The organism is Roseovarius nubinhibens ISM (assembly GCF_000152625.1).
Classification (GTDB): domain Bacteria; phylum Pseudomonadota; class Alphaproteobacteria; order Rhodobacterales; family Rhodobacteraceae; genus Roseovarius; species Roseovarius nubinhibens.
Genome location: NZ_CH724156.1, coordinates 2,516,452 through 2,529,601 on the forward strand (window position 1 = coordinate 2,516,452; position 13,150 = coordinate 2,529,601).

Here is a 13,150-nt window from a genome sequence, read left to right on the forward strand (position 1 = left end):
GCTTCCGTATCTATAAGCGACCTGAGCCAAGGTTAAAACCGGCTTAAATTGGAGTAAATTTCATATTTCTACAATTTTCTTCGGATTTCTTGAATTGCCGTCGGGTTAGCTTGGGCGGTTCTGCCCAGATCGTGACCTGCACGCGGCCCCCCGGGCTTGCCCCCTGCGGGCAATGGTGGTTCTGTCACGAGAGGAAAATGACCCGCTGAGAAGAGAGGCGGGCGACAGAGACGAAAGGCAGTCAGATGGCAATGTTGGATATTGAATATGTGCGAGGTCAGTTCCCGGCCTTTGACGAGCCGAGCCTCAAGGGGCAGGCGTTTTTCGAGAATGCCGGTGGGTCCTATACCTGTCGCCCGGTGATCGAGCGGCTGACGCGGTTCTATCACGCCCGCAAGGTGCAGCCCTATGCGCCCTATGAGGCGAGCCGTCTTGGCGGGGCCGAGATGGACGAGGCGCGCACCCGGCTGGCCGGATTGCTGGGGGTGGGCGAGGACGAGCTGAGCTTTGGCCCGTCGACCACCGCCAATACCTATGTGCTGGCGCGGGCCTTTGCCGGGTTCATGGAAAAGGGCGAGGCGATCATCGTCACCAATCAGGACCATGAAGCCAACAGCGGCCCGTGGCGGCGGCTGGCCGAGGAAGGCTTTGAGATCCGCGAATGGAAGATGAACCCGGAGACCGGGCATCTTGACCCCGATGATCTCGACGATCTGCTGGATGAAAAGGTGCGGCTTGTTTGTTTTCCCCATTGCTCGAATGTGGTGGGCGAGGAAAACCCGGTGGTCGAGATCACAGCGCGCGCCCATGCGGCGGGGGCCTTTGTCTGTGTTGACGGGGTGAGCTATGCGCCGCACGGGTTTTGCAATGTCGGGATGATGGGGCCGGATATTTACCTGTTTTCGGCCTATAAGACCTATGGCCCGCATCAGGGGATCATGGTGATGCGCCGTGAATTGGCGCGGCAATTGCCCAATCAGGCGCATTATTTCAACGCCGAGAGCCTGACCAAGAAATTCACCCCGGCGGGGCCGGATCATGCGCAGATCGCGGCCTGTGCGGGAATGGCCGATTATATCGACGCGCTGGCCCAGCATCACGGGATTGCGGGCGATGCGGCGAGCCGCTGTGACGGGGTGCATCAGCTCATGCGGGACCATGAGGCGGCGCTGTTGCAGCCTCTGTTGAACGGGGTGAAAGGGCGCAATGCCGTGCGTCTTCTGGGGCCGGATCAGGCCGAGCGCCGCGCGCCGACCGTGGCGCTTGCGCTGAGCCACATGAAAGGCGAGGCGGCGGCAGAGCAGCTCGCGGCGCGGGGCATCATGGCGGGGGGCGGTGATTTCTACGCGGTGCGCGCGCTCGAGGCGCTGGGCATTGATCCGGGGCATGGCGTGCTGCGGCTGAGTTTCGTGCATTACACGCGCCGCGATGAGATCGATGCGCTGCTCAACGCGCTGGACGATATTCTTTGACCCGGTAAGCCCGCGCCCTATCTCTGGTCGAACCCAGCCCAGAAAGGATCGCGCCCGGTGACCAATCCGACCTTGCTCTGGCTCAGGCGCGATCTGCGGCTGAGCGATCACCCGGCGCTGCGGGCGGCCGTGGCGCGGGGCGGGCCGGTGATCCCGGTGATGATCCGCGATGATCAGATGCATGGGTTGGGCGCGGCACCGAAATGGCGTCTGGGGCTTGGCATCGAGGCCATGGGCCGCGCGCTGGCCGAGAAAGGCAGCCGTCTCATCCTGCGCAGCGGGCAGGCGGCAGAGGTACTATCGGCGCTGGTCGAGGAGACCGGCGCGGGCGCGGTCTATTGGACGCGGGCCTATGATCCCGAGAGCATTGCGCGCGACCGGGGGGTGAAAGAGACGCTGGTTGCGGCAGGGGTCGAGGCGCAGAGCCATGCCGGGCATCTGCTCTTTGAGCCTTGGGAGGTCGAGACCGGGCAGGGCAGCTATTACAAGGTCTACACGCCCTATTGGAACGCGGTGAAGTCGCGCGATGTGGCGGCACCGCTGACGGCGCCTGCGGAGATCACAGCGCCCGCGCATTGGCCCGAGAGCGAGGATCTGGACGACTGGGCGCTGGGGGCGGCGATGCAGCGCGGGGCGGCGGTTTGCCTGCCGCATCAGCATGTCGGCGAAGCCACGGCGCAGGGGCGGCTCGGGGCGTTCATGGCGCAGGGCATCGCGGAGTATCGCGCGCGGCGCGACCTGCCGGGCGAAGCGGGGACCTCGGGCCTGTCGGAAAACCTGAGCCTTGGCGAGATCTCGATCCGCCAATGCTGGCACGCGGCGATGCGGGCGCGGCAGGAGGGGGCGGCGGGGGCGGAGACATGGGCGAAAGAGCTCGTTTGGCGCGAGTTTGCCTATCACCTGATCTATCACACGCCGCGTCTGGCCTCGGGCAATTGGCGCGAGGAATGGGACGGGTTTCCATGGCGCGAGGCGGGGGACAGCCCGGAGGTTATGGCCTGGAAACAGGGGCGCACCGGCGTTGAATTCGTCGATGCGGCGATGCGCGAGATGTATGTGACCGGCAAGATGCACAACCGTGCGCGGATGGTCGTGGCCTCCTATTTGACCAAGCATTTATTGACCCATTGGCGTGTCGGGCAGCGCTGGTTCGAGGAGCATCTGAGTGATTGGGATGTGGCGTCGAATGCGCTCGGCTGGCAATGGGTGGCCGGGTCGGGGCCGGATGCGGCACCGTTTTTCCGGGTCTTCAACCCGGACACCCAGGCCGAGAAATTCGACAAGGGCGGGGCCTATCGCCGGGCGTGGATCGCCGAAGGTCAGGACGCGCCGCCCGACACGGCGCTGGCCTATTTCGAGGCGATTCCGCAAAGCTGGAACCTGTCGGCATCGCGTCGGTATCCCGACAGTCCCATTGTCGGGCTGAAAGAGGGGCGGCAGGCGGCGCTTGCGGCCTATGAGGCGCGCAAGCCCGGTTGAGCCGCCCGCGCCACAGGGCGCGCGAAAAGTGATCGCCGCCCTTGCGCAACGCGCGACTTGTCCCGAAAGTGAGGGCGAGGACAGGACAGGCAGGCGAGGAAATCACACCATGCGTCCCTCGGACAAGATGCCCACGATTGCGCGGCTGGTGGCGGCGCTCTGCCTGGCGGCCATCGGCTGGATCGGGTCGGAGATCGTCCGCCCCACCATGCCGCCCGAGACGAATTTCGGCTGGTTCAACTATGTGAACGCAGGGATCGGCCTGTTTTGCGGCTGGACCGTGATCGGCAGCCGTCTCGGCACCGGGTTCAGCGACGCGATCAGCACCGGGCTCACCGGGGTCGGCGCGATGGTGTTCTGGGTGCTCTTTGCCCATAGCTGCAACCAGATGCTCGCCAATGCGCTCGACCGGGATTACAAAGGTCTGATGGACGCGCTGACGGGGATTTTCGAGATCGCCACCGAATATGCCTATTACCTGCTGAACCTGCCGCTCTTGGGGCTGTTGATCGGGGGCGGCATCGTGATAGGTCTTCTGGCCGAAACCCTGCACCGGCGCTGGAGCTGATCTGTGACATCCCCCAAGCTTGATGGCCCTCTGGGCGACAAGGCGCTGCGCGACATCGTGCTGAATGGCTGCGCGCCGGCCGAGATCGGCGATACCGAGATTGCGCGGCTCGACCATTATGCGCGGGCCACCGGCCTCAGCCATGTGTCGGGAGAACGCTATGGCGAGGCCGAGGAGGGCGGCGCCGGGGCGCTCGAGCGGTTGGCGGCGCAGGAGATCATGGGCGGCTTTGGCCGGATTGCGCCCGAGACGCTCTATCAGCGGCGGGGCATGATCCTGTCGCGGGCGGCGGCGCGGATCGCGGCGGCACCGGGGGTGCCTGCGACGCAGCGCAGCGACCAAAGCGCCGAGACGGTCGAATTGATCCGGTCGGAGAATATGCACGAGGGGTTTTTCACCTTTCGCGCCATGGAGCTGCGGCATCCGCGTTTTGACGGCGGCATGAGCGATGTGCTGCGCCGCGAGGTGTTTGTCGCCACCGATGCGGCGATTTTGCTGGCCTATGATCCCAAGCGGGACCGGGTGCTGCTCGTCGAGCAGTTCCGCATGGGGCCCTATGGGCGGGGCGATCCGCGGCCCTGGATCCTCGAGCCGATTGCCGGCCGGGTCGACGGCGGCGAGAGCCCCGAGGCCACCGCCCGGCGCGAGGCGCGCGAGGAGGCGGGGGTCGAGCTCTATGGGATCGAGCGGATCAGTTCGCATTACTGCACGCCCGGGGCCTCGACCGAATATTTCCATCTCTTCCTCGGCTTGTGCGATCTTCCCGAGTTGGGCCATGGCCAAGGCGGGCTTGATGCGGAACATGAGGATATTCGCACCCATGTGATCGACTATGAGGTCGCGCAAGGGTTGCTCGACAGTGGCGAGGCAGACAACGGGCCGTTGATCCTGTCGCTTCTGTGGCTGCAAAGAGAACGTGAAAGGCTGCGTGCATCCGCTTGAGTTCCGCTATGCTGGGGCCTACATCAGGGCGGACGGAATTGGAGAGACAACATGCGTATTGCACAGGATTTGGCCGCTGCGGTCGGCAACACACCCCTCATCCGGCTGCGCCGGGCCAGTGAAGAGACAGGGTGTAACATCCTGGGCAAGGCTGAATTTCTGAACCCCGGTCAGTCGGTCAAGGACCGCGCCGCCCTCTATATCATCAAGGATGCGGTGGCGCGCGGCGATCTCAAGCCCGGTGGCACGATTGTCGAAGGCACCGCGGGCAACACCGGCATCGGTCTGGCGCTTGTCGGCGCGTCGATGGGGTTTCGCACGGTCATCGTGATCCCCGAGACGCAGAGCCAGGAAAAGAAGGACATGATCCGGCTGGCGGGGGCCGAGCTGGTGCAAGTGCCCGCCGCGCCCTATCGCAACCCCAACAATTATGTGCGCTATTCCGGCCGTCTGGCCGAAGAGATGGCGCGGCATTCCAATGAGGGCGTGATCTGGGCCAACCAGTTCGACAATGTCGCCAACCGGCAGGCCCATATCGAGACCACCGGCCCGGAAATCTGGGAACAGACCGGCGGCAAGGTCGACGGGTTCGTCTGTGCCGTGGGCTCGGGCGGGACGCTGGCAGGGGTCGGCATGGCGCTGCAGCCCAAGGGCGTCAAGATCGGCCTCGCCGATCCCGATGGCGCGACGCTTTATAATTTCTACAAACATGGCGAGCATAAATCCGAAGGGTCTTCGATCACCGAAGGCATCGGGCAGGGGCGGATCACTGCCAATCTCGAAGGGTTTACGCCGGACATGGCCTGGAACATTCCCGACAGCGAAGCGCTGCCCATCGTTTTCGACCTGCTGGCCGAAGAGGGGCTCTGCCTTGGCGGATCGTCGGGGATCAACGTGGCCGGGGCGATCCGCATGGCCCGCGAAATGGGGCCGGGCCACACGATCGTGACGCCGCTGTGCGATTACGGCACGCGCTATCAGTCGAAGCTCTTCAACCCCGAATTCCTGCGCGAGAAAGGCCTGCCGGTGCCTGGCTGGCTCTCGGAAGCGCCGCGCTCGATCCCCGGGGTGTTTGAAGAATGATCAAACTGCTGCGCCTGCTGGCCCTTGTTCTGGCGCTGGCCCTGCCGGCCGCCGTGACGATGACCCTGGTCGCGCCGGATGTGGCCGAGGCGCAGCAACCCCCGGCGGAGCCGGATTACGACGATTGGGATACTCTCGCCCAGCGCGCCGATGAGGCGGTCGAGCAGGCGCGGCTCTCGTCGCCCGCGCTCGAAGAGCTGCGGGCCGAGCTGGCCGGTTGGCGCGATGTCTTCGTGGCGGCGCAGCGGATCAATGGCGCGGCGATCGAGACCGCGCAGGCGCAGCTCGATGCGCTGGGGGCCAAGCCCGAGGAGGGCACCGAAGATCAGGCCATTGCCCAGCAGCGCGAGCGGCTGACCGAGGAGCTCGCGACGTTGCGCGCCCCGCGGCAGCGCGCCGAAGTGGCCTTTAGCCGGGCCGATGGGCTGATCAAATCCATCGACACGATCATCCGCGAACGTCAGGCGCGCGAGCTTCTGGAGCTTGGTCCGTCGCCGCTCAACCCGGCGAATTGGAGCGTCGGGATCAGCGCCATCCTCGACACGGTGGGCAAGGTCGGCACCGAGGTCAGTGCGCCGTTTCAGGACGAAGAGCGCCGCGCCGATGTGATGAGCGAGCTGCCCTTCGTGATCCTCGTGGTGCTGGTCGGGCTGTTGTTCATGATCCGCAGCCGGTTCTGGGTCGAACGGCTGGTGCGGCTGCTGTTGCTGCGCAAGAACACGCCGCTGCAATGGCTGGTGTCGCTGCTGGTGTCGGTGGGCGAGATCGTCGTGCCCTATCTGGGCTTTGTCTTTGCCAGCGCGGCGCTCGAGGTCGGCGGGCTCACCGGGGAGACGAGTGAGCTTGTGCTGACGGTGCTGGCGCCGGCGTTTTTCATCTTTCTCGTGGCGCGCTGGCTCTCGGTGCGGATTTTCCCACGGATCGACCAGCAGCGGCTGCCGCTGCAGCTCAATGCGGCGGATCGGCGGGCCGGGCGGGTCTATGGCGCGTTTCTCGGGCTGGTCATCGCGATTTTCTATTTCATCGATGCGCTGGCCGAGGAACTCGAATGGAGCACCGAGGCCTCGGTCGTCATTCTCTTCCCGGTGATCGTGGTTGCCGGGCTGCTGCTCGTCTGGCTGGCGCGGGTGCTGGGCCGGCAGGGCACGGGCACGGCGCAGGACGAAGAGAACGAGACCTATCGCAGCCGGTTGAGCAAGCTCCTGGCGCGGGTGCTGATGATCCTTGCGGTGATCTCGCCGGTGCTGGCGGCGGTGGGCTATTTCAAGGCGGCGACGGCGATCATGCTGCCGTCTCTTCTGTCGCTGATGGTGCTCGGCGGTCTGCTGGTCGTTCAGCGCATCATCGGCGAGCTCTATGTGCTCGCCACGCGGCACCGCGATGGCACCTCGGACGAGCTGGTGCCGGTGCTCTTGGGCTTTCTCATGGTGCTTCTGTCGATGCCGGTCTTTGCGCTCATCTGGGGCGCGCGGCTGACCGATCTGACCGAGCTCTGGGGCAAGTTCATGCGCGGCATGTCGGTGGGCGGGCTGACCATCTCGCCCTCGGTCTTCATGACGCTGGCCATCGTCTTTACCCTCGGTGTGATCCTCACAAGGTTCCTGCAGAGCACGCTGCGCAACACCGTCCTGCCCAAGACGCGGATGGATGCGGGCGGCCGTACCGCAGTGGTGTCGGGCCTTGGCTATATCGGGATTTTCCTGTCGGCGATCATCGCCATCACCAGCGCCGGGATCGACCTCAGCAACATCGCTCTGGTGGCTGGTGCGCTCTCGGTCGGGATCGGTTTTGGCCTGCAGAACATCGTGTCGAACTTTGTCTCGGGCATCATCCTGCTGATCGAGCGGCCGATCAGCCAGGGCGACTGGATCGAGGTTGGCGGCCAGCATGGCTATGTCAAGGATATCTCGGTGCGCTCGACTCGGATCGAGACCTTTGACCGCTCGGATGTGATCGTGCCCAATGCCGATCTCGTCAGCGGCACCGTCACCAATTACACGCGCGGCAACACCGTGGGCCGGGTCATCGTGCCGGTGGGCGTGGCCTATGGCACCGACACCCGCAAGGTCGAAGCGATCCTGCGCGAGATTGCCGAGGCGCATCCGATGGTGGTGATCAACCCGCCGCCAGCGGTGATTTTCCGCAGTTTCGGGGCCGATGCGCTGGAATTCGAAGTGCGGGCGATCCTGCGCGATGTGAACTGGATGCTGAGCGTGCATTCGGACATGAACCACGAAATTGCCCGCCGCTTTACCGAAGAAGGCATCGAAGTGCCCTTTGCCCAGCGCGATCTCTGGCTGCGCAACCCCGAGACGCTGGTCGGGCCCAAGTCCGGCAAGGGCTGGACCAGTGGCGAGGGCGCGGCGGACGAGGCCAGCCCGGCGAAACGCTCGGGCTCGGTCCATCTCACCGATGGCGATGTGGGCGCCGAGGCCGATCCCGATGGCGATGGGCGCTAGGTCATGACGCGGGCGCTCTATCACGAAGATGCCTATGCGGCGCAGGCGCGGGCGCGGGTCGAGGCCCATACGCCCGAGGGCGGTATCGTGCTCGATCAGACGGTGTTCTATCCGGCGGGCGGTGGTCAGCCGGGCGACAGCGGCCGGCTGAGCTGGGACCGGTCCGAGATGACGATTGCCACCGCGGTGCGGGGCGAGGGCGATCAGGTGGTGCTGGTGCCCGCCGAGCCGCGCCGCCTGCCGCCGGTGGGCGCGCATCTCGAACAGCGCATCGATTGGGAGCGCCGCCACCGCCACATGCGGATGCATACGGCGCTGCATATTCTGTCGGTGGTGATCCCGCTGCCGGTGGTCGGTGGCGCGGTGGGCGACGGGCGCGGGCGGCTCGATTTCGACATGGGCGAGGCCTCGGCGGATGTCGAGACGCTCGAAGAGCTGCTCAACGAAGCGGTGGACCGGGATCTGCCGGTGGAGGAGGAGTGGATCACCCAGACCGCGCTGGCCGAGAACCCGCAGCTGATCAAGACCGTGGGCGCCATGCCGCCGCGCGGGGTCGACCGGGTGCGTCTCGTGCGGATCGGCACCGGGGGCGATCAGATCGACCTGCAGCCCTGTGGCGGCACCCATGTGGCGCGCACCGGAGAGATCGGCCATCTGCGCATTTCGCGCATCGAAAGCCGGGGTCGCCGGACCCGTCGTGTGACCCTCACACTGGGCTAGGTGCGTTTTTTCGCGCCCCCCCTTGCAGAGGCCCCGAAACTGACGTTATTAGCAGCCCAACGGAGCGGTGGCCGAGTGGTCGAAGGCGCACGCCTGGAAAGTGTGTAGGCGGGAGACCGTCTCCAGGGTTCGAATCCCTGTCGCTCCGCCAGATACCCCTATTTCTCAGATTTTCCGATTTTGTCAGGTGTTTGGCCCGTCCGAGCGCAGGCCGCTCAGCGTCCGCGCATCGCATTGAGCCATTGCCAGGCGTCCGCAGAGATGTCTGGCCCCGCCGTGTAGAACCAATGGGTGTGGCCGGGGATGAGGATGAGGCTGTTGTCATGGCCGTTTCGGGCCATAGCTTGACCGGCGTCACGGGCCGTTACGACCGGGAAGATATGGTCGCGGTCGCCGAGGTAGAGCCGGTAGGGCTTGGGCGTGTCGGGGGCGCGCACGGATTCGGCGGGGAGATAGCCTGCATGGAGGGCGGCGGCCTGCCACGGGCCTTGGCTGCGATTGAGCAAGAGCTGGGCATAGGCCGCGCCGTCTGAATGGCCAAAGAGATAGATCCGGGCCGGGTCGATGGTATGGCGGGTCTGCAGGTCTTCGATCATCTCGTGAAGAAACGCGGGGTTGGGCGCCGAGAAGGGCCAGGTCGAGCCGAAGGAATTCGGCGCCAAGAGCGCCACCCCGTGCCGGTCAGAGACCTCTTGCCACATCTCGATCATCGACAACCCGTCGCGGCCCGCCCCGTGCAGGAGGATGACGAGCGGCATGTCGGAACTCGCGGCTGGGACGAGCGTGTACCAGTTGCGCGGCGTGATCCCGTAGAGGCCCCAATGTCGGGTGGCGCGCTTACGAATGGCGGCTGAGGGGGTGAACTCATAGACCTGCGGCCGTGTGACGGGGAAGCTGGTGTTGCGGCTCTCCGTATATTGTCCCGGTGAACGGGCCTCGGGCAGGATGGTCATCCGCAGGGATGCGTTTTTCGTATCGGCCCGGTCCTTGAGCCGGAGCGCCGTGCCGGTGAGGGCGATCAGGATCAGGGCAACGCCGGCTGAAATCAGAAGAATTCGAATAAATTTCATCTCAACAAACCAAAATTTCACAATAAGGCCCGCGAGGTCCCTGCGTATCAGTAAAGAAGTAGCTGCCCGGGGAATGCAACCACAGCCGCCAGATGTCTGGGGACGTCTGCCCCAAACCTCATCAAGATCGGGCCACAGTGCCGCGCAGAGAGGCAGGGGCGCAGATTGACGTTTTTCTACGCCCTGCGACAGAAAATCGGGGGTGCGTCGGCGGCTACTTCTGGTAATCCAGACCTATGGATATCGTTCTTATAACCACGATTATTGCATCGCTTTTCCTCGTGATTGGCGCGGCCGAGCCTTTGGCGGCGCGGTTGCGGCTGCCTTATAGCGTGATCCTCGCGGTTCTTGGCGTGCTGATCGGGGTTGGGGCCACGTTTTTCCTGCATACCGAGCTGACCGATGCGCTCAACCCGGTGGCGGAGGCGATTCTCGATCTGCCGATCCGGTCGAACGTCTTCCTCTATGTGTTTCTGCCGACGCTGCTCTTTCAGGCGACCTTGGGCATGAACCTGCGCCGGATGATCGACGACTGGGTGCCGATCCTCATGTTGGCGGTGGTGGCGGTCGTGGTGGCGACCGTTAGCGTCGGCTATGCGCTGGCCTGGGTCAGTGCGCTGCCGCTGGCGGCCTGTCTGCTCATCGGGGCGATCGTGTCGACCACGGACCCGTCGGCGGTGGTCTCGATCTTTCGCTCGATCTCCTCGCCGCGCCGCCTGGCCCGGATCATCGAGGGCGAGAGCCTGTTGAACGACGCCGCGGCCATTGCGCTCTTTGGTCTCTTCATGGGCTTTGTGATGCTCGGCACGCCGGACCCGGAACTGGGCGATGCGCTGCTGCGGTTTCCGCTGTTGATTGCCGGGGGCGCGATCACCGGTTGGCTCTGTGCGCGGGTGGCGGTCTGGATCATGGCGCTCTTTGGCCGGCATGAGCTGGCGCAGATCTCGGTCTCGGTGGCCTTGCCCTACCTCGCCTATATCGGGGCCGAGCAGATTGTCGGGGCTTCGGGCGTCATTGCGGTGGTGGCGGCGGGGCTGACGCTCAACCTCGTGGCGCCGGGGCGGTTGCCGCCGCAGAGCTGGACCAATCTGCGCGAGCTCTGGGGCGTGCTGGCGCATTGGGCCGGGGCGCTCATCTTTATTCTCGCGGCATTGCTGATCCCGCGGCTTCTCGAAGAGGTGCGGATTGGCGATATCCTGTTGGTGGCGGTGGTGATCGTCGCGGCGGTGGTGGCGCGGATGGTGATCCTCTTTGGCCTCTTGCCGCTGCTTGCAAGGCTGCGCCTGTCGCCGCCGGTCGATCGGCCCTATCGGGTGGCCATCCTCTGGGGCGGGTTGCGCGGGGCGGTGACGCTGGCGCTGGCGCTGGCGGTCACCGAGAGCTTTCGCGTGCCTGACGATATTCAGCGGGTGGTGGGCATTCTCGCCACCGGGTTCACTCTCTTTACCCTGATCGTGCAGGGGACGACGCTGCGCTGGGTGATCGGGCGGCTCGGGCTTGACCGGCTGTCGCCCATCGACGAGGCGCTGTCGCGGCAGGTGGTGGCGGTGGCGCTGCAGACCGTGCGCGAGGATCTGGCCAGCACCACGGAGAATTACGACCTCAGCCGCGATATCGTGCGATCCGAGGCCAAGCGCTTTGGCGAGCGGCTCGACGAGGCGGTGAAGACCGCCGAGGACAGCGCCGACATTCTCGACCGCGACCGGATCGCGCTCGGCCTGATCGTGCTGGCGGGTCACGAGCGGGACACGATCATCGACCGGGTCCGCGAGCGGACGATTTCGGCGCGGATGGCCGAGAAGGTCATGTCGGATGCCGAGCGGCTCATCGAGGGGGCGCGCAGTCAGGGGCGGAGCGGCTATCAGCGGGCGGCGCGGCGGAGCGTGGCCTATGGCAAGGGGTTTCGGGCGGCGGTCTGGCTCAACCGGCGGCTGGGGATCTCGGCGCCGCTGGCGCAGATGACCACCGACCGGTTCGAGCTCATGCTGTCGCAGCGGCTTATCCTGCGCGACCTTGGCGGCTTTATCGACGGGCGCATCCGGCGCATCCATGGCCGGCGGGTGGCCGAGCTCTTGCATGAGCTATTGTCGCGGCGGATCGAGGCGGTGGAGACCGCGCTCGAAGGGTTGCGGCTGCAATATCCGGGCTATGCCGAAGAGCTTGAGCGGCGGTTCATCCGGCGCACGGCGCTGCGGCTCGAAGAGCGCGAATATATGATGATGCGCGAGGACGGGCTCATCGGGGCCGAGGTCTATATGTCCCTGATGGCCGATCTTGGCGCGCGGCGGGCGGCGGCGGAGACACGGCCCAAGCTCGATATCGCCTTGCAAAGAACGGCTTTGGTGCGGCAATTCCCGCTCTTTGCCGAGTTCAGCGACCGGGCGCTGAGGCAGTTGGCCCGGGGGCTCGAGACGCGCTATGCCAATGTCGGCGAGGCGATCATTCGCAAGGACAGCGCGGCGAAGCGGGTGTTCTTTATCGCCTCGGGCGCGGTCGAGCTGGAAAGCGCGGGCCAGACCTGGCGGCTGGGGCGCGGCGAGATGTTCGGGCAGATGGCCATTTTGATGCAGAAATCCGTGCGCGCCGAGGCCAAGGCGATTGCGCCGACGACGCTTCTTGTTCTGGACGAAGACCGGTTCCGGCGGCTTCTCGGGCGGAGCAAGGCGCTGCGCAAGGCGGTGCGGGAGAGCGCCGAGAAACGCGGGATCGAGCCGTCGGCCCTGCTGCCCCCGGCGAAAGACGCGAGCTAGGAAACCGGCCAAAATGCCATGTCGGTAACCCGTCGGTATTACGACGGTAATACGACAGTGGCGATTTTCGCCCCTTTCGGCCCGCCGCGGCCCTCTGAAATCCTAGCGCGAGGGCGCGTTGTCGCCCTTGCGCGCCTGCCGGGGGGTGAGGCCAAATTCGCGCTGAAACGCATTGCTGAGCGCGGTGGAAGAGGAAAAGCCGCAGGCGATGGCAATCTCGAGAAAGGTGAGCTTGGTATCGCTGGCGAGCTTGCGCGCCTGTTTAAGCCGCAGCCGCGTGTAATATTTCGCGGGCGTCGTCTGGACATGGGTGAGAAAGAGCCGCTCGAGCTGGCGGATCGAGATGCCCGCCTCATCGGCGATCTCGGCGGTGCGTAGCGGGTGCTCGATGTTTTGCTCCATCACCGCGATGGCCTTGACCAGACGGCTGCCGAGGAAATTGGCGTTCTGGCCCGCGCCGCTCGGCTGATCGCCGGAAAAGCCGCGGGCGGTCTCGAGGATCATGGCGCTGGTCAGCTCGGCGCAATATTGCGGCGAAAGCGTCTCGGCCAAGAGCCGGATCACGATCTCGGCGGTATGGGCGCGCCCGGCACAGGTGTGGATGCCG

General features: G+C 65.3%; 10 protein-coding genes and 1 tRNA gene (1 of these 11 cut by a window edge). 9 read left to right on the forward strand and 2 right to left on the reverse strand.

What is annotated here, in order from left to right; translation table 11 throughout:
• The first annotated feature begins 245 nt into the window (after positions 1-245).
• From ISM_RS11985 to ISM_RS12020, 8 genes are all read left to right on the forward strand, one after another.
• Positions 246-1,472, forward strand: a complete 1,227-nt coding sequence (locus ISM_RS11985; RefSeq protein ID WP_009814443.1) for an aminotransferase class V-fold PLP-dependent enzyme — start codon at positions 246-248, stop codon at positions 1,470-1,472.
• Between the two features lie 57 nt (positions 1,473-1,529).
• Positions 1,530-2,951: a cryptochrome/photolyase family protein gene (locus ISM_RS11990; RefSeq protein ID WP_009814444.1), complete on the forward strand. Its 1,422-nt coding sequence runs from the start codon at positions 1,530-1,532 to the stop codon at positions 2,949-2,951.
• Positions 2,952-3,060: 109 nt separating this feature from the next.
• Positions 3,061-3,519 carry a TrgA family protein gene (locus ISM_RS11995; RefSeq protein WP_009814445.1) on the forward strand — a complete coding sequence of 153 codons (459 nt, stop codon included), beginning with the start codon at positions 3,061-3,063 and terminating at the stop codon, positions 3,517-3,519.
• A gap of 3 nt (positions 3,520-3,522) precedes the next feature.
• Positions 3,523-4,461, forward strand: a complete 939-nt coding sequence (locus ISM_RS12000; RefSeq protein ID WP_009814446.1) for an NUDIX domain-containing protein — start codon at positions 3,523-3,525, stop codon at positions 4,459-4,461.
• A 51-nt stretch (positions 4,462-4,512) separates the two neighbouring features.
• Complete coding sequence (locus tag ISM_RS12005) at positions 4,513-5,544, forward strand: cysteine synthase A (RefSeq protein WP_009814447.1); 1,032 nt, start codon at positions 4,513-4,515, stop codon at positions 5,542-5,544.
• Positions 5,541-8,003 carry a DUF3772 domain-containing protein gene (locus ISM_RS12010; protein ID WP_009814448.1) on the forward strand — a complete coding sequence of 821 codons (2,463 nt, stop codon included), beginning with the start codon at positions 5,541-5,543 and terminating at the stop codon, positions 8,001-8,003. Before ISM_RS12005 ends, ISM_RS12010 begins: the two co-directional genes overlap by 4 nt.
• Positions 8,004-8,006: 3 nt before the next feature.
• Complete coding sequence (locus ISM_RS12015; RefSeq protein WP_009814449.1) at positions 8,007-8,723, forward strand: alanyl-tRNA editing protein; 717 nt, start codon at positions 8,007-8,009, stop codon at positions 8,721-8,723.
• Positions 8,724-8,784: 61 nt separating this feature from the next.
• Positions 8,785-8,874, forward strand: a tRNA-Ser gene (locus ISM_RS12020).
• A gap of 64 nt (positions 8,875-8,938) precedes the next feature.
• Here the strand turns inward: ISM_RS12020 and ISM_RS12025 are convergent.
• Positions 8,939-9,793: a CE1 family esterase gene (locus ISM_RS12025; RefSeq protein WP_040618052.1), complete on the reverse strand. Its 855-nt coding sequence runs from the start codon at positions 9,791-9,793 to the stop codon at positions 8,939-8,941.
• A gap of 236 nt (positions 9,794-10,029) precedes the next feature.
• On the opposite strand from ISM_RS12025, the gene ISM_RS12030 reads away from it, so the two are divergent.
• On the forward strand, positions 10,030-12,543 hold the full coding sequence (locus ISM_RS12030; RefSeq protein WP_040618053.1) for a cation:proton antiporter: 2,514 nt from the start codon (positions 10,030-10,032) through the stop codon (positions 12,541-12,543).
• Positions 12,544-12,645: 102 nt separating this feature from the next.
• On the opposite strand, the gene ISM_RS12035 is transcribed toward ISM_RS12030, so the two are convergent.
• Positions 12,646-13,150: the 3' portion of a GlxA family transcriptional regulator gene (locus ISM_RS12035; protein ID WP_040618054.1), read on the reverse strand. It continues 494 nt past the right edge of the window; the window shows 505 of its 999 coding nt (coding positions 495-999); the start codon falls outside the window, past its right edge — the gene reads right to left on this strand; it ends in the stop codon at positions 12,646-12,648.